Source organism: Flavobacterium humi (assembly GCF_004745595.1).
GTDB classification, from domain to species: domain Bacteria; phylum Bacteroidota; class Bacteroidia; order Flavobacteriales; family Flavobacteriaceae; genus Flavobacterium; species Flavobacterium humi.
The window spans coordinates 138,669-159,695 of sequence record NZ_SRLH01000002.1 but is presented as its reverse complement, the minus strand read 5'-3'; the positions used below and the strand labels follow the sequence as shown (position 1 = coordinate 159,695).

Sequence of the window (21,027 nt, the reverse complement as noted above, 5' to 3'; positions counted from 1 at the left end):
TCTTTTTGTAATTACATTTTTCGGCTTTTATTCTTGGCTGGCGTGTTGTTTTGTTCTTGTTCTTCCTGTTGTTTTTTGCTGTCAGGTTCCTTTTGCCCGGATTTTAATGGTTCATTTATTTTTTTTGTAGCTTCATTAGTTTTGCCTTCAGAATTGACAGCTGTCTGTGTTTTATGCTCTTCTGCTGGCTGAATCTTTACACTGTTGGGATTGCTAAATGAATAATCTGGTCTGCCTGTAACTTTATTGAACGTAAAATAACCTTTGTATTCCTTACCTTTTTTATCTTTTAAGCCGTCTAAATAAATAGTCTTTCCTTCTTTAAATTGTTCGTATTGCTTTTCAGTTAGTTCTTTTCCTCGAATGTTTTTTGGGACTTCGTGGTTTTGCTCTTGTTGTTGATTTTGATCAACTTTACTGGTTCTGTCGAATTGGAATTCAACATATCGTTTGTCAGCATTGAATTGAACGGTGGCATCAAATGGCTCCCCTTTTTTGGAGATCATGCCTTCAAGATAAAGTGGTTTCCCTTCCAGTAAAGTTTGTTTTTGTTCATCACTGAGCTTGATGCCTTTGATTTCATCTGGTATTTTTATTTTATCAACCCGTAGAGCGACCAATTCATTGGTTAACCTGTCTATACTTATAATTGAAGGAGTCTGCTCACCTGTCTTAAGAACTGTAAGATCTACGACACGTCCCATATTGCCAGTTTTAAGTAGATTATCTTTGTCTTCTTTACTGAATTCGTGACCGAAAAAAGCAAAGTTCAATTGCGGTTCTTTTCGTATGCCGTGTATTGCCATTACTACTTTTCCTTCTTCAGAAGTTTGAAGAGATAATCGGGCATCGAGTCGGGCAATAGCCGTACCTAGATTTAGACTGATAGGTACCAGTTCATTGGTTTTATAACCTTTTAATAAGGGCTCGAGCAAATTCATTTTTTCGAGTTTTTCTTTACTCAGCCCCAAATTTGACATTGTTTCCCAATCAATTTCTTCCGGTTTGAAACGATATTCGCTTGTTTCCTGTGTTGTTTCTGGTGTTTCCATAGTATCTTTATTTTCGTTTTTATTATCCTTTTCTGATTTGATTTTAACTTCGTGTTCTTGTAAAAGCTTTTCACCTTCCGGTTTGGGATTGTCTATCTGTTGCTGCATCTCTTTCGCAATGTCTACAGCTAATAATTGAGGTACTTTGAAAAAACTGAAACGGGTAGGGTTTTGCAGCTGACTTATAAAATTGGAAAAGAAATTAGAGAAAACATCTCCTTGTTTATCTACCCGCATAAATTGATTTTGATTTTTTTTATCAACTGGTGTCGTTGTCAACTCTCCATTTTTATCGATTCCTTTTACAGCCTCAATTTTCATTTTTTCCTTATCAAACACTAAAAGAATATCTGTAAGTTGTTCCGGGGATTCATTTTTGGTTTTATCTTGTTCAATCATAATTTGATTCTTGTTTGGTTAAAATAATGTCGAAAGTAAACCAAGAATGAACAGTTGAGCTTGTCAAGTCTTCAGCTGGCTTTATTTGCCTTCACTTGTCCTTATTTATTTTTTGAGATGCTGAAAAACTTTCACGAATAAATTGGTTTACGTCTGATAGTTTGTAATAGAGCTTGCCACTAATGGTGTAATATGGAAGTTTGCCGGATGATCTATAACGTTGTAAAGATCTCGAGCTCACTTTTAACATCATGAAGAGATCCTGGTTGTCCAACAGTTCCTCCCCATCAATAGTACTCTTTTGTCTCTGGGCATTTTCAAAGCGTTCACCAAGCAAATCGAAGCGCTCCATTATACGTTCCATCCATCCCATAAATTCCATTCTGTCGATATTCATATAGATATGTTTTATGAATTATTACTTTTTGAATAATGATCTATGCAAAATTGGAAAGTATATACTGCATTTTCCGCCAAGCTTTGCCAATTGAAAAGTCTTTTTTTTCGGAATTTCAAAAAACAATAATTGTTTAATTGTCAACTTTTATTGACTATCATTATCAGAATTCTGCGTTTGATGAGCATTTTGCCAATGGGTGAATATGGGTAGGTTTATTAATAAAAAAGCAGTGTGAAAAACACTGCTTTTTTGCTTGGCTGTATATTTGATTGTTATAAATCTTTGTCCATGTAGTGTTCTAAAGAAGATTTGAGCTGGTCCAGAAATAAAGTGCGATTACCAGCGCGATCTTTCATACGATGAAAGGCATGATGAACATCTCCAAGTTGAGTTCGGAATAGTAACTGAAAGACTAAGCTTATTTTACGGATTCCTATATTGCCATTAGAAATTGCTCCAGATGCGTAAAGGGCGTAAATCAATTCGATCATAGCGTTTTTAGATTCCGTCCAAAAGACATCTTTGGTAGATTCAGAATTTTGTAAAACCATATCAGGTTTATCAACTGGATTGATTTTAATAATCAGATAATTATATAACAGTTCATCAGCTATAATTCGCGAAACCTTATAATCGTAATAAGTCGAAAATTGTGTATCAACTTCGAAGATAAAGCTGTTCAGTCCAGTGTTAAGATTAATTTTTCCCAATTTAAAAAAATCGTGGTCCCTATCCGTTCGTCCTGAACGGTAATATCTGTAAAAATCTGAATTACAAATATGTTCTTTATATTCATTCTTCAAATGCTGTAATTCACTGGAAAAATACTTGTAGTACATTTTGCCGCTACTCACTGGACAAGAAGTTTCTATGCGGTATACTTTGTTATAATATATTAACTTTCCTAATATTTGAGGTTTGATAATACGGAAGAATTCTATTTCTTCATTTTCTTCTATAAAGTGATGCTCCAAAACATGCTTTTTTACGCTTGAGAGTAGCTCCTGGAGGAAAATGATCATTCGATAGGATTCGTCGATGATATGCACCGATTCCAAACTTATTTCCTGCTCTTTTTTCAGAATACTGTAAAGAGCATCTTTATAAGTGGACTCCGTGATCATATTAAACAATAAAGCGGATATTTAATTCATTCATATATTCCATCTTTAAAATAGCTTGTTAATTCTTATTTAAGAATTTATAATTTTAATTTTAATCGGTATTCTGAAGGAGACATAGAGGTGGATTTTTTGAAAAAATTGCTAAAAGATGAGGAATTACTAAAATGTAATTCCTCAATAATCTGCAAAATTGTTAAGTCGCCATTCTGCAGCAAAATTTTTGCTTCTAAAATAATTGCTTCTTTAATAAACTCTTTAATTGTTTTATTGGTTATTTGTTTTACAACTTTACTTAAATGCCCTTCCGAAATTAAGAGAGTATTTGAATAAAATTTTACAGCGTGCTGCTCTCTACAGTGTATATCCAAGATTTCTAAAAAACTGAAAACCAATTTTTCTTTTCTATTATATCGTGTTCTTACATCATAGGAATTTTCGCTATATATTCCTGCAATAAGATATAAAATAAGGTTGAAATTCAATAGCTGTATTTCACTGAAAAATACATTCTCGTTTATTTTGTATTTTTCATTTCCTATTAAAGCAAGCAGATCAGAGAGTAAAAGAGATTCATCATTTTTAAGTACAACTTTGGATGGAAATTTGGCTATAAAAATTTCAAAAAATCCTATGTTTGGCTTTCTTATCGTATTCTTAAAAAGAAACTCCGAAGTAAATGAAAGCAGTGAAATTCTCAATTCACTGCTTATTTTTATAATATCTATAGGAGTTGTTACAGGAACTACAATAAGCTCATTTAAATGTAAACAATTGACAATTGCATTTACTTTCATAGTTAAAAATCCACTATTAACCACTAGTATAGAAAAACAGTTGGTTTGGAAAAGACGCTCCATCGAATTTACGGAATGTACCTTTTCAAAAGTTATGACGTGTAGATCTCTATGCCGGCATGATAAATCCTTTTTACTCAAAATTTAGTTTTTAAAACTTTATTTACTTTGAACTCTAAAGAAAACTCTTGTTGTGTTTTGACATATGACCTTTAGGGCAATAGTTCGATAAAAATGCAGACATTAGAAAAATAATTACAAATAATAAATTTGTTAGATTAACTGCCAGAAACAATAATGCTAGTGGCCTAGTGTTGCATCTTTTGATCTCATCTATAGATAGATATCCTATTATTTCGTCATAATTCAATAGATCAATAATGAAATAAAGGACTATAAGATTCAGGGTAATTAGAAGAAAGCAAAAAACACTTACAATCTTTTTTTCAGTTATTGGTGATAAGTACATGATTAGTTTTTTTCAATTATTTTGAATAATTCCGGCTAGAAGAGCCATTCTGACCGTTTTAAAAGTAATTTCATCAGTTGGTATAAAATCGTCGTTCCTGTTAGCAACAGCTGTTTCCCAATCTTTATCCCTGCGCTTTCTTTCATAGAAAAGTGAAGAACTTCCAATGGAAGATATTCGTAGTATGACATTCTTATCTTCTGATGTAAAAGAGTCGTCTGCAGTTATTATAGATTGATAAAGTTCTATATACTTCAGAATGCTTTCGTAATCTCCATCATTGAATAGCATGACATTTTCAATAAAAGTTGATAAACTGGCTTTAGCTGCTAAAGTCATTGATGAATTTTCGACACTAAGATCAAATTGTGATTGGTTTGCGACAGTTCTGATTTGGTCGATTGAGGAATTAGTTAGGTCCAAATTACCAGTAACCAATATCACAGTTGTATTTGTATTAGGATGAATCGCCTGGTTAATGGAAATAATTGATGCGGAATCAAAATTACTTTGATCATAAAACTGCGCCAGTAATGTATCGATTTGAGGATAAAGAGAGTTTTGATCCACAACATTTTCATTTGATCTATCCAGTTTTGAACTTGAGGGTCTTAGCGAATCAGTTTGTTTTGATTCACTGTCAATTGTAAAATCATTAGTGCAGGAAATTGAAAGGATTGTAATGGTAAGTAGTGTCCATAATGATAACTTTTTCATGATTAGATTTGTTAAATGTGACCGGCGACTTTTTTTTCGCCAGTTCATTTTACCCGGGTCAGCAGAACTTTTATTTGGCACGATGCCAAACATTTTTGCTTTTGAATTCGGGACAAAGCTATGTGCTTAATTTCGGGCTCACAACTTATGTATTGTGGGTTTTCCGAAATAATGGTATGGATTTTCCGAAAATCCATACCATTATTTTTAGTGAATATTTAGCTCGCTACCAATTGTTTATATTATATTTGATTAGCTATTTTCGTCAAAATAGCCAAAAGCATCTTCTGCAGACAGCCCCCTTTTTAAGAATGATTTTGTTATAAACTAGTATTCACTTTATCTTAACCTATGATTAAAAAATATGTACTTGTTTTTTTCCTATGCTTAGGAGAAAATGTTATTGCTCAAGAAAGTGTATTTAAAATCCCAGACTCAATTATAAATAAAGATTATGACTATCTTTTTGACCGTATAGAGCAATTAGAAGGAGATACAACTCGACAATCCCTTTATCTTAAATCATTTTTACTAAAATCAAAATCTGAAAATCATTTTGAGGAAATAATAAATGGGTACAAAAATTATGTTCATCATTCACCGGATAAACTAAAACTCATTTATGCAGATAGTATGGTGTATGCCGCTAAACAATCTAAAGAGAACAATCTCATCGGGGCTGCTTATTTATCAAAAGGAATAGTTTTTTACGGCTTTAAACAACATAATCAGGCATTGGACAATTACCTGATTGCAAATGAGTATATTTCAAAAACTAATGACAAATATTTAATTCATAAGGTAAAGTATAACATCGGATACATAAAGTACTATTTGGGTTTCTACAATGATGCCATATCATTATTCCGCGAGTGTGTGCTATACTTTGAAAAAGAAGATCCTAGAGGCTATCTAAACTCGCTCCATGCGCTTGGATTATGTTACAACAGAATTGGAAATTATGGTTTATGTTCTGATACAAATAAAAAAGGACTAGCTGAAGGGAAAAGGCTGTCAGAAACTGCAATGAATTCCTATTTTATTCACTCAGAAGGTATTAATCAATATTCCCGCAAGAATTATAGGGAAGCAATTAGGCATATAAACTATTCATTACCTGTCATAAAAGAAAAAGAAGACTTTGCAAATGAAGCTGTTGGTTATTTTTATATTGGTAAAAGTTACTGGCAGCTAAATGAGCAGGAAGTAGCATTGCCGTACTTTAAAAAAGTTGTAAAAATTATTGAAGATAAAAATTATGTTCGTCCAGATTTACGTGAGAACTATGAATTGATGATTAATTATTATAAATCAAAAGATAATTTAAATTTACAGCTTTACTACATACAAAAATTATTGAAAATCGACAATATTTTAGACACAAAGTACCAATACTTGTCCAATAGGATCCATAAAGAATACGATACTAAAAAACTTTTAATAGATAAGAAAAACATAGAAAACCTCCTTGACAGAAGGAAGTACAATGATTTGATTTTAGGTTTGGTTATAGCTTTACTTTTTGTTTCCTTAGTCTTTTTGTCATATAGAAACATACGAAATAAACGTATTTACAGACAAAAATATGACGAACTGATGAATAAAGGTAAAGCGCCGAAATTAGAAGAAAAACAAATAAATAGTGTCATTGCTGATATTAATGAGGAAAAAGTGAAATCACTTGTGAAGCAATTAGAAAAATTTGAAAAAGACAATAGATTTCTTGAAAGAGACCTAACCTCAGTAAAATTAGCTGCCACATTTGATTCAAATGCAAAGTATTTATCAAAAATTATCTATCATTATAGAGAAAAGAAGTTTGTCGATTATATCAACGATCTTAAAGTTGATTATTTAATATCATTACTACAAAGGGATAAATTATTTAGAAACTACACCAATAAAGCCTTAGCTGAAGAAGTTGGATTTAGTAGTACTCAGAGGTTTGCTAATGCTTTTTTTGCCAGAACTGGAATGCCGGTTTCATTCTTTATTCAGGAACTTAAGAAGGAAACAGTGACTGGATTGGATGAAAAAAAGAAACTTGAAGGTGTTCGCTGAGTAACTGATCAGAGACAATCTTAAATACCGAATATCTCTAATTCAAAAATCAATAACTAGGAATTTTCTTAAAGGAAAATGCCCTGAATTGACGGGTATTTATACCTGTTTTTGTGCTATATAGTCCTTTTACGGATTACCAGTAAAAAACATAATCATATTAAAATCATATTTGCCAATTTTTTAAATATTATAATAATATAATTTAAAAACCATTAGGCATTTATGAAAAAAATCTTTACGCTGTTTTTCTTTGGGATGCTCCTTTTTACAAAGGCCCAGAATAAGCTTAAGTTTACTTACGATCCCATCACAGGAAGCCAGATAACACGCGAATTATGTTTTGGCTGTCCAAACGTTTCAAAACCTTCTAAAGACATTAAAGAGATAGAAGCCGTAACAGAGGAAGACCTTCAGAAGTTCTCTCCCGAGGACATGATCTCCTACTATCCAAACCCTGTTAGGGAAGAGCTCTACTTAAAATGGGAAGTCATAGATCAAAATACCATTTCATCTATTCAGGTTTATTCTTTGACTGGCCAGGTACTGAGAAACTATACAGAGAATACAGTTTCTAATTCCATTAATATTCCTTTTCAGGATTACGCTAATGGGGTCTATTTAGTGCAGCTCAATTATGTCAAAGGAGATCAAAAAACCATCAAAATTATTAAGCAGTAGTCATGAAACAGTTTTACATTACCTTACTTTTATTTATAAGCCTAAGTTTAACACTTACAGCTCAAACTGCGCCTACTGGTACTTCAACAGAGGTTGGAGTCACAAATGGAACCTTGAGCGTTTCTTTAACCGGAAATGCCACTTATACAATTCCTATTCTTGTTCCTCCAGGTATAAACGGTGTGGAACCCCAGATAAGCATCAATTACAGTAGCCAGCGAGGCCTTAGCGGTACAGCTGGTAAGGGCTGGGATATTGGCGGTGTATCATCAATTACCAGAATACCTGCAACTAAATTTCATGATAATAAAATTGATCCCGTTGATTTTAATAGTTATGATAGGTTTGCATTAGACGGGCAGCGCCTTATTGTAAAAAATGTTAATTCTGTTTATGGTGCAGATGCTACTGTTTATGAAACAGAATATTTTTCCAATATAAAAGTAACGTCATATGGCGTACATCCAAGCGGAGCTAATTATGGTCCTGCTTATTTCAAAGTAGAATATCCAAATGGTTCAAAGGCCTACTATGGAAATTCTACAGATTCACGCTCTGTAACAGAGTGGTCAATTACGAACATCGATAATCCACAAGGACTTCGTATCAGCTATAGTTATACTACCTCGAATAATTCTTTGTATATAGCTTCTATAAAATATGGAGGACTCACCTCAGCAGCACCTATTAACGAAGTTAAATTCATTTATGGCCCAAGAGCTGTTATTGAAGACAGTTATATAGGAGGAGTGAATATTAAAAGAGATAAAAATTTAACTGAAATAAATGTAATCGGTAATGGTGCTGGTTTTAGAAACTATGTATTTGATAATCAAAACATTTTCAATTCAGTTACCGAAAAAAATGGTGATAAAACAAAAAGCTATAATCCGACCGTTTTTACATATGGCTGGGGTAGTACAGATCTGATTAATTATGTAAAAGGAACAAATACCTTAGATGTAGGAAATATCCAAAGCATTAATGCGGGGACTGTATCAGGAGATTTTGATGGGGACGGCAATATGGATTTTCTTTTATATCCAACTACCGGCGCTGCAGCAAGGGCTAAATACTGGCTGTATGCAGATGTAGATCCAAATACACCATTTAGTACCAGCATACCTCATAATGTCGGTGCATTTGATGAAATTTTTCCGGTTTCGTATATTGATTTAGGCAATAGACTGGCATCTTCTCAGGGATGGACTGTTGTGCAGGGAAGTACCTTTACTACATTTTTCCTAAGTTCAACTTGGGGTATTATACAAAACGATCAAAAAGGGTATAATTTTCCCCGATTTATTTTAGATTATCAATATGAATGTGAAGGGGTTAATAGTCAGGCTAAAGACAATATTCAATTACAATCGGTGGTAGAACCTGATCCAACCGGCCCGCTTACCGAACATTATGAAAGTGATATTCCAAGAAGGTTTATAAGCGGAGATTTTAACGGTGATGGTATCACTGACATTGTTGCTATAGAAAAATCATTTACATATCCTTATCGATATGGATGCACAACTTTTACCCAGACCTATCAAGGCGGCAGGTCCTTTTTCATAAATCTGGATAAAAGAGTCAGCGCTAATTTTGTTGCAGGCGCAGGCAGTCTGCAGTCAAACGACAGCAGCGATATTAGGGTTGGTGATTTTAACGGCGATGGTAAATCGGACATATTCGTATTTAATGCCGGAATAGTAAAAATATTTGGACTGGATGATACTCTGCACTTTGTACTGCTGTATCAAAAATCGGATGCGAATATCGTTTTGGACAGGCCGCTTTTGATGGGAGATTACAATGGAGATGGAAAAACGGAGTTTATTCTTCCAAAATTATATAATACCATGGACTGGTATAAGTTCATGTCAACTGGGAATTCATTAGTGAAAGAAGAAAAACATGGCCCCACTTATCAGCCAAATGATTCCTACAACTCTTTTAATTATGTTTCCATCGACTTCAACAACGACGGCAAAACGGATATAATCGGTTCAAAAAGTTATAGAAATACGGCAAACACCGTGGGTGCAATTGGTATTAATTGCTACATAAGCCATGATGGAGCATTTACACCAAATCCAGGTTATTCATCTGCCTATACAACAGAGCAGGCCGATATTAATATCTATTCACTCCCGGTCGCTCTGCCAACTTATAATCAAAATATAGGGAGCAGTACTAATAAATCTACTTTGCAGATCGCTTTTCTTAATCAGAATAAAGTCCATTTTTTCTCTTCTGCAGGTGATGCTATTAAAGACAATTCATTGAGTTCTATTACAACTGGAAATGGGGTTAAAGAGCTTGTAAGCTATGTTCCATTAAATTCAAGTTACAGAAACACCTATAACAGCATATATAATCCTGGTCTGGGTTTAGCCGTCTACCCTTATCAGGACATTAAAACTAATCCGGGTCTATATGTAGTTTCTCAAATCGAGCAGAAAAGCAAAGATGTCTCCAGCAGGAAAAGATTATTTGGTTATTATGGAGCTGTAACCAATGTTGAAGGTCTTGGCTTTATAGGATTCCGTTCAGTGACCCAAACCAACTGGCACGATGATACTGCAAGAGTATTTACGGATATATACAAAAACGATATTAATTTAAGGGGTGCAAATGTAGAAAGTGCAAAGGTTTCATATCTGAGCTATCCATCTACCTCAGTCTTACCTAGTAATTTCGAAACAAAATCAATTATTACGTACAATATTCCGCCGGAAGTTCCATTGCAAAGCAATAAGGTATTCAAGCTTAAAACTACAAACATTCAACAATTTAATACATTGAATGATACCAGTTCTGAGATTAAGGATTTTGTGTATGATTCTGATAATAACATAAAATCATCAACAATTTTTTCAAAAAATGGAGGAGCTGTTTCAAAAACTGTCAAAACAGATATCGATTATCAGGCAGTGATAACGACTCCACTTTACATATTAGGCAGACCTGCTACTAAAACCGAAACTGTGACAGCCGATGGGCACACAATGACCAGCAAGGAAGTATATACTTACGATAGTCAGCAGTTACTTAGCAATACTGATAAAAGTGCAACGGGAACAGCTACTATATCAGAAGGTAATGAGTATGATCTTTACGGAAACATTATAAAAAAAACTATCACACCACCTCTTCCTTTGCTGCCGAGAGTCACAAAGTATGAATATGATGCTACTAAAAGATTTGTAAGCAAGATAACAGACAATGATGATTTGTTTTCGACATTTGCATATGATGCAAATGGCTTATTAAAAAAAGAAACTGATCCTTACTTACTTTCAAAATCATATACGTATGATTCATGGTTTCAAAATTTAACTATCAAGGACGATCAGTTAGATAAAATTGTTACAAGTACATATACCCGAAGTACTGAGAAGACTATTGTTAACACAACTGTTTCTGCGTCAGGTCTGGATACTTGTGTGTATGAAGAAACATTCGATGATTTAGGTCGAAAAATAAAAACTGGGGTAAAGGATTTAAATGGAAATATGTCATATGAATCTTATCAATATGATCTATATGACCGTAATATTAAAGTCAGTGAACCTTATTTTGGAGTATCTCCTTCAGAATGGAATGAAGTAAAATTTGATGATTATGGAAGAAATAATCAGAGTATATTATTTAATGGAAGAACTACTTCGACATCATATCCTGTTTCGAGTCTAAAAGGGATCTTTACTGATGGACTAAAATCCAAAACTATTGCAAAAAATGCTGCAGGGAATACAGTATCAACAGATGAAACGACAGGAGGCCAGATTTTGTATAATTATTTTGCCAATGGAAGTTTAAGAAAAACCAGCTATAACGGTGTGGATATAGTGATGGAACAGGACGGCTGGGGAAACAAAACGAAACTTACTGATCCTTCAGCGGGAACTTACAGATACAGCTATAATGATTTAGGGGAATTGATAACAGAAACAATTGACGGTACAGGTATTACTACAACAATTACACGTGATAAAAGCGGCAGGCCTACCAAAAAGACAATTAGCGGTTCAGGAACAAGCAGTGAAACTACATATACTTATGACGGCGACTTACCATTAGTAACAACGTATAAAGATTTAAATGAACCTGCTGCGACTAGAACAACTACAACCACTATTACGTATGACGCTTCAAAAAGAATATCAAGTATCGTTGAGGATAAAACGGGTGTAAGTAAGTTCACCAGAATTTTTACCTATGATAATCTTGACAGAATTGTTACAGAAACTAAAAAAGCAGAAGTAAGCGGTAAAAGCAGCAGTGTTAAAACAAAAAACATTTATAAAAATGGCAGTCTGCATCAAATTGTATTAGATGATGGTACAGACAAATTATTATGGAAAGCTAATGATTTAAATGCTAAAGGACAGTTAAAGGAAAGCGAAACAGGAAATGGAATTAAAGCGACCTATGACTATAACAGTGACGGTTATTTATCTAGCATTAAATATGATAAAACTACTGCTCCAACTGGCAATGTCCTGACCCTTACCACAAATTTTAATAAAAATACAGATTACTTAGACAAAAGGATAAACAGTGCCTTTGGTAACTACACAGAAACATTTTTTTACGATGATATCGGCAGGTTAAAAGAATTCACTAACAAATTAGGTGTGCAGGAAACCCAGACCTATGATGTTTCGGGAAAGATAACAGGGAATAATTTAGGGACTTACGGCTATGCCGATTCCACTAAGCCTTATCAGAATACGGCCATTACTCTTAGTCCGGAGGCAACAGGATATTATTCCAACAGAGAAGGCATATTTAATGACAGCATGGAAGATAAAACCGGCTGGGGAACACAGAAATATCCGAATACTAACTTTTTTAGTTACGATTTAATCAAAACCCCGCATGCTTATGGTAAAAGTACATTAAAGTTAGCCAACACAACATCAACAGAGCAATACATATTCTCAGACAAGTGGATTGACATTAATAATAATGCTGCAACCCAATACACTTATTCGGTTTGGGTGTATAGCGACAATCCTCAGTCAGAAATATTTCTTTATATGAAAGATGCTGCGAATACAGTATCGCAGGTAAATACGGTAAATAATACAAAAAATGCATGGACGCAGATTACAGGAACATTTTCAGTTCCTGCAAATATTAAAAAATTGTGTCTTCGATTAGACAATAATGGCTTGGGAAATGTCTGGTTTGATGATGTTGAAATACGTAAAACAAGTGATCCAGTAGTTACAACTGGCAGGTTTCTTAATATCATTTACAATGCGTTTAAAAGCCCAATTCAAATAGAAGAAACAGCTGTTGATAAGATAAGTTTTACTTACAATGATGATAACCAACGCAGCACCATGTATTATGGCGGATTCCAAACGGTTAAAACAGATAGACCATTATGGAAACATTATTCTGCTGATGGCAGTATGGAGGTTAAGGAAAATAAACTGACTGGTGCTGTTGAATTTATTACATATATTGGAGACGATGGCTATGCCGCCCCAATTGCTGTAAAAAGTGATGGATCAACGCCAAATTTTTTATATTTACACAGGGATTACCAAGGAACAATAATGGCCATAACAAATTCTAGTGGCGCATTAGTTGAAAAACGTTTGTTTGATGCCTGGGGTACTATAATAAAAGTACAAGACGGAGCAGGTAATTCTCTAGCCGGATTAACTATATTAGACAGAGGATATACAGGGCATGAGCATTTGCAGAATGTAGGACTTATTAATATGAATGCCAGATTGTATGACCCGATGCTTCATCGTTTTCTGCAGTCTGATAATTATGTTCAGGATATAACAAGTACACAAAATTATAACCAGTATAGCTATGTCTTTAACAACCCACTATTATACACAGATCCAACCGGAGATATAGTCTCCCAAGGAAATGGAAATGGTCAGGATTGTGTAGACTGTAGTACTTATGGCGGTATTATTGGAAGTGCTTTAACTACTTTACAGCAAAATTGGGACGATTGGGGGATAAAGGATTGGGCTAATAAAAATATAAATGGTGATAAATTCAGTAAATGGTGGAAGAGTAAAGTAAGCTTTAACAATATGTTTGGAGGAGGTAATAAAAATGATGCTCCACCTCCTAATTTAAGCAAAAATGTAAATATAGCTCAAACTGGCAGTGGCCAATATTATGGAGGAGACGGAAGTGGTAGTTTATTAGATTATATTAGTAGATTTGTATACGAAACAGATCAATTCAATCCTATTGCTCTTGCATGGGATGGAATAAAGGGTAACGTTAATGGTACTGATAGATACGGCAATGAATTATCAGGTTTCGAGGCCAATGTAAAGATTGTTAGCGCAATTCCAGCTGGCAAAACAGCAGGAATTCTTACTAGTGTTACTGAAAGAGCGTTATTGTCTGAAGGTAAAGCTGCCATAAATGGTGCATTTAGAGGGGGAAAAACTTTTGCTCAATATAAAATTGCTAGAGGGGGTACGGAAACATTAGCAAAGATTACAACGTCGACTGGAACACAAAGAATTAGTACTGAATTTCATCACGTTTTTTTAACTCAGAGAGTGCAAAGGGCTTATAATTTGCCCAATTGGATGGTTAATAATCGTATGAATGTTTGGAAAGTGAATACTATACAACATTCACTTATTGATCCTTACAGATTTAAATTTTTACGTGTCGGTATAAAACAAGAAGTTGGATGGTTTGCAAAATATAATTGGTTCACTAAATTTTAATTAAATATGTTTGGAATATTCAAAAGAACAAAGCTAAAAAATAGCGAAATAAAATTGTTAGAAAACGTCATAAAAAAACTACCTAGTCCATATTCTGATCTAATTAATCAGATAAAAGATGGCTTACTTAAAGGAGTATTAACCAATGCAAGTGATATCCCTGGATATGTTGCATTCACTTTCAATTCCAGCATTTTAAAAAAATATGACCGCGAAAATGAAAGAGATTTCAAGTTATGTAATATTGAAGTCTATGATAGGAAGTTTTCAAGCTATCTGCCATACGAAATTTATGTTTCTAGTGGTACATTAAGTGGTTATTCTTGGATAGGTAACAATGATTTTGATATTGATTTTGATAAAATAAGGACTGAAAATTTTAAAATGATATATTCTGATGTTTCAGATTATAACAAAATAGAAAATTTATTGAGTGAAGTAGAAAAAAAATTACTGAATCCTTCGGAAGTTTATTCTGTCTTCATAAATAAGAAGGAATATTTTCATATTAAAGATCTTGAAGATGGTGATTTTATTGGGATTGACATTAATAAGAATTTGTATAAGATAACCCATGATCCAATGGAAATTAAAATTCTTAATGAAACGATTGAGGCTATTTTTGATTAAATAATTGTGTTTTTTCTAATATTATTCCAGATATTCCTTAATAAAAATGTCTGGACTAGTGTTAATCATTATCCTTTGTAGATTCAATTTTAAAAATATTATGAATTTAAAGGAGTTAATTAAATTTTTTAGAGAAGGTGGGTCTTATGACAGTTTTTATCAATCTCAATCATTAAATAATGATTCGGAGGTCATAGAAATATATATGGAAAAGCCTTTTAATATTGATAATGATTTGGCCTTTTTTGAAATAGAAAACACTAAAGGTCAGGTAGAATACACTTTTAATAACATAAAGTATTTTAACCTTTTTGACTTTTATTATTTTCTTGATGCAATAGAAGAATCTAATAATGGTGAAAATAGCTCTTTAACAAATGAAGTAATTGCCGAACGCTTATTTCACTGCGCAATTTATGACGCATAAGGAAGAGCCGCCAATTGGCGGCTTTTTTTATTTTAAACGAAATACCTAATTCTTGTTACTCCTTTATAGTGATTTCTTTTGTTTTAACTTCGTGAATTAGATATAAATAAAAATAGTTGAAATATGAAATAATAGATTATGACAGAAAAATATATAAATGTATAAAATGGTTAAGGACAAGTATACACAATCGGTAAATGAGATAAGTAAAGCAGCAGATATTGCTGTAAAGGTAATTAAACAATATCCTCCTTCATATTGGGATGAAAAGACAGTAAGCCACGTTGTAAATTGTTATATAGAATGGAAGAATGATGCAGAAAACCCTCAACCTCAATTCGCTAACTTAAAAAGTTTAAAATTTGTTATGCAATGTATATTGACTATGTTTCATGAAGGACATGGAATATTTGTAGAAGAATTTTGGAAGGAAATAAAAAATCAGAAGTTACCATATAAACGAGAGAATAAGATGGTAAAAATTTTAAAAAGAAAAAAAATTAATAACATTAGGGAATATGATTTTGTAATCGATGTGATGATTCCTTATGAGCAGGAAGGACTTATAAATCATGATGAGGTAATATTGTTGAACGACCTAATTTCTCAATTTGAGACACGAAAAAAGAAGTAATTAGAATGTCAATAATTTTGTTAGAGGGATAATCTTTTGATTATCCCTTTTTTTGATATATTAAGATAGACATTGAAAGTCAAAAGGTTCCACTAATGCCACTGTGAGACTTATAATTTAATTTGTTTGCTAGATTTAAAGTTCAAATTCACAAAGTGTGAATTATAAATTAGTTAAGACCGTTAGGGTTTTGCTTTGTTTAGCGAGGAGGTGTAAAATGAAGGAGCAAAAAGAGGATGATGATTTGATTAATGAAAAGATAACTGAAATATATTGTGATATTGAGAACGAAAAAGAACAAAAATTAGTAAATTTACTTGTTAAAATTATTGTTTCTATCACATTAAAAGAATTATATGAAAAAGGCGATTAGATATTTAAGATTTAGTCAACTGGGACAAAGTAATAGCTCTATTGAGAGACAGGAGATGTATACTGACCAATGGATAAAGTTTAATAATGTTGACCTAGTTGATACTTTTATCGATCGAGGAAAAAGTGCTAAAACTTTTGATAGACCAGATTTTATAAAGTTGCAAGAGTTCATTGTTAAACACCACAGAGTAGTAGATTTTTTGCTCGTGGATCAAATGGACAGGTTCAGTCGAGATGCAGGAGAGGCGATGAGTATGGTTAAAATGTTGCAAAAGAAGTACAGCATACAAGTGGTTAGTGTTACAGAGGGCATTACATTCGATTACGACACACCAGGAAGTTTTTTTAGAGCAGGTCTACAATTACTACTTGCTGAAGAAGATAATATTAATAGAAGTATAAAAATTAGAGGAGGGCTTTATACAGCCAGGGCTAAGGAAGGCCGTTATATAGGCATTAAACCTCCATTTGGTTATACTAAACAGGGAGAGCAAAAAGAACGTAGACTAGTTATTGAGGAAAGCGAAGCTAAGGTTATTAAGGTAATATATGATTCTTTTCTTAAAAATATGCCACTGTATATGATTAAACAAAAAGCATTTGAATTAGGGTTTAAAAACAAGGGAAATACAGCTATAGAAAGGATACTTACGAATCCTGTTTACGCAGGTATGTTAAAAGTCCAAGGGTATAAAGAATATCCTGGCGGTAATTTCCCGGGTATTCACGAACCTATTATTGATACCATTACTTGGCAAATGGTACAAAATAAAATACGAAAACCTGAAAAAACTAGAGTAATTTTTGATGAAGAATTACCATTACGTGGAATTCTTAAATGTCATTGTGGTAATCCTTTAACAGGTGCTCCTTCTAGAGGGAAATCAGGAAAATACTTTTACTATTATAAATGTCAGAATTCAAAACACAATAATATAAGCGCAATAAAAGCACATAATCAATTTTTAGAAATATGTGAGTTAATGAGTATTCCAGAGCAAAAACTATTAGATATAAAGAATGATTGTAACAATGCTTTAGAGGATGATATGAAATTTAGAGTGCAAAAGCTAGCTGAAAAGAAGCAGCTTCTAGAAAATACTAAAGAAAAAATGTTTTCTTTAGAGGAGAAATGGATTAACAATGAAATTTCGAAAGAAACTTACGATAGATGGTACACAAACTATAATAGTATAATTCAACCTCTTAAAGGTGCAATTGACCGACTAAACCAAAAAGAGGATCGCGTATTTACTATCCTTGAAAAAAATCTAGAGATGCTAACAAATCTTAAGTTTGTGTATTCAAAAGCTGACATTCTGCAAAAGAGAGAGTTCGTAAACATGGTGTTCGATAGTAATTTATACTATCAAGAAGGTATATATCGAACACCTACTATGATGAATATTTTATCTTCTAATCATTTGATAATGAAGGAAAAAGGCTGTTTGATATATGAGAAAAAAAGGGATGATTTTTCAATCATCCCTTCCAGTGGAGTCGCCGAGAATCGAACTCGGGTCCAAACAAGCAACTAAAGAGCTTTCTACATGTTTAGTTCCTGATTAGATTTTCGATAGTGTGCTATGCCAGGAACAGCAACACACTACTTAGCTTTATCAGTGTCAAAACGGATTTAAAGCATTACCGTTTCTAGGTTTACTTTTACGGTTCCCCTTTGCGAAACGCCATAAACCAAGGCTTTTCAGGAGAATCCAGCTTTCCTACCTTGTAGGAACGAGGCAAATCTTACTATGATTCAGATTAAGCAGCTAAAGCGTAATTATTTTCGCCGTGTAAAATTTTGAGACATTATATTAATGAGCAACACCTCAATGCTCAACATGCTTACAATTCAATTCGACTTGCTGTCAAAACCAGTCGACCCCATAAATGAGTTTACAAAAGTAGTTAAATTATATCAATTATTATTCCAAAGTTTCGTCTTTGCCCTTTAATTCAAAAGGATAATTCCCAAAAAGACTGGATAGGAGCTTTAATCTGTAAGTGCATCGCGTGTATTTATTTGAAATACAGATTAATGTCGCTTTTTCGTCTTTTAATTTGATGTAGGCCGAAGTACTGCCGTGCCACCATCCGTTGTGGTAAAACATTTTTTTGCCATCTTCCCACTCAAACATCCGGATGCCGAGTCCATAATTCCTGGTGCCCCTGCTTTCATAACTGTATCCTTTGAATACTTCCTTGAGCAGTTTTTTGTTTAAAAAGGCCGGGTTGTAGGTTGCCATGTCAAATTTCAACAAATCCCTCGGTGTGGAAAAAATGTTTTTATCCCCATAAATGTCATCCAGGTAGTTCAGCGGGTATTTTATTTTATTCCCTTTATAAGATTGGCTGGCCGTATTTCCATCTTTTTTCAAATCAAAAACAAAGGTGTTTTTCATGTCAAGAGGCTCAAAAATGAGTTTTTTCATCGCGGTACGATAATCCATTTTTGTTATTTTCTCGATGATTAAAGCCAGGAAAGAATAATTGGTATTGCAATAGCTAAAACGGGAATCAGGCTTAAACTCCAGTTCTATGTTATTTTTGATGATGAAAGGGATTAAATCGCTGTTGTGCAGTGTGTCCCGCTTGTTCCAGACATTGTTTTTGTCTGTAAAATAGCTGTAATTCCTTAGCCCGCTGCGATGGTTCAATAAGGTCCGTACCGTTATTTCCTCATAAGGGAAACCTTCCAGGATGGTATTTACCTTTTGGTCCAGATCGATTTTTTTCGAATCAACCAGTAGCAAAACAGCCGTAGCCGTAAGTACCTTGCTTAATGAGGCAATATGCAAAGGTGTTTCCGAAGTAATAGTGTCCTTGTTTTCAAAATTGGACATGCCCCGGTATTTTTCAAAAACGATATGCCCGTTCTTGGCGACCAGGAAACTACCTGAAAAATTATTCGGAACATAGATTTTATCATAAAATTGCTGGATAGTATGCTGTAGCCGGGTTTTATCTGCCGGGCTGACCTCGGGCAAATTACCGGAAAACGGCTGCATCGAGTATACGGAACCTACTTTCATTTCCTCTTTTGTTTTCAATGCCTTTTTTTTCTCAGTGCATGAAAAACAGATAGTTAGCGAAGCTAAAAGTAGGATAAGTCGTATGTTTAGTTTTGATGTCATTTTGAAGTGCTTACCTAACAAATATAAATAAAGTATTGACATTCAAAATAGGTTAAAACTATTTATTTTGACTTGTTTCATATGATGTAATTGTTATATTTGTAACAAATATTAAATAATTAGTTATAATTATTTTAAACATTTAAAATCAAGAAGTTATATGAAATTTGGCATTATAAAAGAAAGAAAAAACCCGCCGGACAGACGCGTTGTTTTTACCCCTGAAGAGCTGGTTAAACTCAAAGAACAGTTTCCGTTGGCGGAAATCAAGGTAGAATCTTCCGATATCCGTGTTTTTCCTGATTCGCTTTACAGTGATTTAGGGTTTGAAGTAACTGAGGATGTTTCGGATTGCGACGTTTTAATCGGGGTGAAAGAAGTGCCTACCGATGCCTTGATTCCAAATAAAAAATATTTCTTTTTCTCGCATACCATTAAAAAACAGCCATATAACAGAAAATTGTTAGTGGCCTGCCTGGAAAAAAACATCGAATTGTATGACCATGAAACGGTAGTGAACGAAACCAACCACAGGCTGATCGGTTTTGGCCGTTATGCAGGAATTGTTGGAGCTTATAACGGAATCCGGGCTTTCGGGATGAAGTATGAGCTGTTTAATTTGGCTAAAGCCGAAACATTGGCCGATAAAAATGCTTTGGTAGAACGTTTGCGCAGGCCGGTATTGCCTCCAATCAAAATCGTGCTTACCGGGCATGGTAAAGTTGGGCTGGGCGCCAAAGAGATGCTCGATGCCATGAAAATCAAGGAAGTTTCCATTAGCGATTATTTATCTAAAAGCTACGATGTCCCGGTTTATACGCACCTGGATTTGGAGGATTACAACAAAAGAATTGACGGAAAACCATACGATAAAAAAGATTTTTATACCAATCCTCAGGAATATACCTCAGATTTTGAGCGTTTTACCAAAGTTTCAGATGTATTTATGGCCGGGCATTTTTACGGAAACGGTGCTCCGGTTATCTTAACCAGGGAAATGCTCAAGGCGGCAGGTAACAAAATAAAAGTCGTTGCCGATATTTCCTGTGATGTAGATGGCCCAATTGCCTGTACGCTACGCGCTTCAACCATTGCAGAACCATTGTATGGCTATTTGCCAAGCGAGCATAAGGAAGCGGATTATATGCATCCTGCTGCCATTGTAGTCATGGCAGTAGACAACCTGCCTTGCGAGCTGCCTAAAGATGCAAGCGAAGGTTTCGGGGAAATGTTCCTGGAGCATGTCATCCCTGCTTTTTACAACAATGACAAGGACGGAATACTGCAAAGAGCCAAAATCACCGAAAACGGAAAACTCACAGAAAGGTTTCAGTACCTGCAGGATTATGCAGATGGCAAATAAATATAAAGTCCCGATTTTGTCGGGATTTTTTTATTTTGT

General features: G+C 33.9%; 15 protein-coding genes and 1 other RNA gene. 9 read left to right on the top strand and 7 right to left on the bottom strand.

What is annotated here, in order from left to right:
- Positions 1-11: 11 nt before the first annotated feature.
- The 5 genes from E4635_RS03640 to E4635_RS03620 form a co-directional block, all read right to left on the bottom strand.
- Positions 12-1,451, bottom strand: a complete 1,440-nt coding sequence (locus E4635_RS03640; RefSeq protein ID WP_135525264.1) for a DUF3945 domain-containing protein — start codon at positions 1,449-1,451, stop codon at positions 12-14.
- 91 nt (positions 1,452-1,542) lie between these two features.
- Positions 1,543-1,848, bottom strand: coding sequence for a helix-turn-helix domain-containing protein (locus E4635_RS03635; RefSeq protein ID WP_135525263.1), 306 nt, complete (start codon positions 1,846-1,848; stop codon positions 1,543-1,545).
- 275 nt (positions 1,849-2,123) lie between these two features.
- On the bottom strand, positions 2,124-2,975 hold the full coding sequence (locus tag E4635_RS03630; RefSeq protein WP_135525262.1) for an RteC domain-containing protein: 852 nt from the start codon (positions 2,973-2,975) through the stop codon (positions 2,124-2,126).
- Positions 2,976-3,052: 77 nt separating this feature from the next.
- Positions 3,053-3,769 carry a helix-turn-helix domain-containing protein gene (locus E4635_RS03625; RefSeq protein ID WP_169630194.1) on the bottom strand — a complete coding sequence of 239 codons (717 nt, stop codon included), beginning with the start codon at positions 3,767-3,769 and terminating at the stop codon, positions 3,053-3,055.
- Positions 3,770-4,250: 481 nt separating this feature from the next.
- Positions 4,251-4,955 carry a hypothetical protein gene (locus E4635_RS03620; protein ID WP_135525260.1) on the bottom strand — a complete coding sequence of 235 codons (705 nt, stop codon included), beginning with the start codon at positions 4,953-4,955 and terminating at the stop codon, positions 4,251-4,253.
- A gap of 351 nt (positions 4,956-5,306) precedes the next feature.
- Between E4635_RS03620 and E4635_RS03615 the strand changes: the two genes are divergently transcribed.
- The 8 genes from E4635_RS03615 (at position 5,307) to E4635_RS15695 (ending at position 18,026) form a co-directional block, all read left to right on the top strand.
- A complete protein-coding gene (locus tag E4635_RS03615; RefSeq protein ID WP_135525259.1) occupies positions 5,307-7,016 on the top strand; it encodes an AraC family transcriptional regulator in 1,710 nt (569 codons plus the stop codon).
- 225 nt (positions 7,017-7,241) lie between these two features.
- A complete protein-coding gene (locus E4635_RS03610) occupies positions 7,242-7,697 on the top strand; it encodes a T9SS type A sorting domain-containing protein (protein WP_246020672.1) in 456 nt (151 codons plus the stop codon).
- A gap of 2 nt (positions 7,698-7,699) precedes the next feature.
- A complete protein-coding gene (locus tag E4635_RS03605; protein WP_135525258.1) occupies positions 7,700-14,422 on the top strand; it encodes an RHS repeat-associated core domain-containing protein in 6,723 nt (2,240 codons plus the stop codon).
- Positions 14,423-14,428: 6 nt separating this feature from the next.
- On the top strand, positions 14,429-15,052 hold the full coding sequence (locus E4635_RS03600) for a hypothetical protein (RefSeq protein WP_135525257.1): 624 nt from the start codon (positions 14,429-14,431) through the stop codon (positions 15,050-15,052).
- 100 nt (positions 15,053-15,152) lie between these two features.
- The gene (locus E4635_RS03595; protein WP_135525256.1) at positions 15,153-15,479 is read left to right on the top strand and encodes a hypothetical protein; all 327 of its coding nucleotides are present in this window, start codon (positions 15,153-15,155) and stop codon (positions 15,477-15,479) included.
- Between the two features lie 166 nt (positions 15,480-15,645).
- Positions 15,646-16,113, top strand: a complete 468-nt coding sequence (locus E4635_RS03590) for a hypothetical protein (RefSeq protein ID WP_135525255.1) — start codon at positions 15,646-15,648, stop codon at positions 16,111-16,113.
- Between the two features lie 157 nt (positions 16,114-16,270).
- The gene (locus tag E4635_RS03585) at positions 16,271-16,486 is read left to right on the top strand and encodes a hypothetical protein (RefSeq protein WP_135525254.1); all 216 of its coding nucleotides are present in this window, start codon (positions 16,271-16,273) and stop codon (positions 16,484-16,486) included.
- Positions 16,470-18,026 carry a recombinase family protein gene (locus tag E4635_RS15695; protein ID WP_169630193.1) on the top strand — a complete coding sequence of 519 codons (1,557 nt, stop codon included), beginning with the start codon at positions 16,470-16,472 and terminating at the stop codon, positions 18,024-18,026. The genes E4635_RS03585 and E4635_RS15695 overlap by 17 nt, the downstream gene beginning before the upstream one ends.
- On the opposite strand, the gene ssrA is transcribed toward E4635_RS15695, so the two are convergent.
- Together ssrA and E4635_RS03565 are read right to left on the bottom strand one after the other, a co-directional pair.
- Positions 17,981-18,377, bottom strand: a transfer-messenger RNA (tmRNA) gene (ssrA, locus tag E4635_RS03570). The genes E4635_RS15695 and ssrA overlap by 46 nt on opposite strands.
- A gap of 39 nt (positions 18,378-18,416) precedes the next feature.
- Complete coding sequence (locus E4635_RS03565) at positions 18,417-19,541, bottom strand: serine hydrolase domain-containing protein (protein WP_246020666.1); 1,125 nt, start codon at positions 19,539-19,541, stop codon at positions 18,417-18,419.
- A gap of 244 nt (positions 19,542-19,785) precedes the next feature.
- On the opposite strand from E4635_RS03565, the gene E4635_RS03560 reads away from it, so the two are divergent.
- Positions 19,786-20,988, top strand: coding sequence for an NAD(P)-dependent oxidoreductase (locus E4635_RS03560; RefSeq protein WP_135525252.1), 1,203 nt, complete (start codon positions 19,786-19,788; stop codon positions 20,986-20,988).
- Positions 20,989-21,027 lie beyond the last annotated feature (39 nt).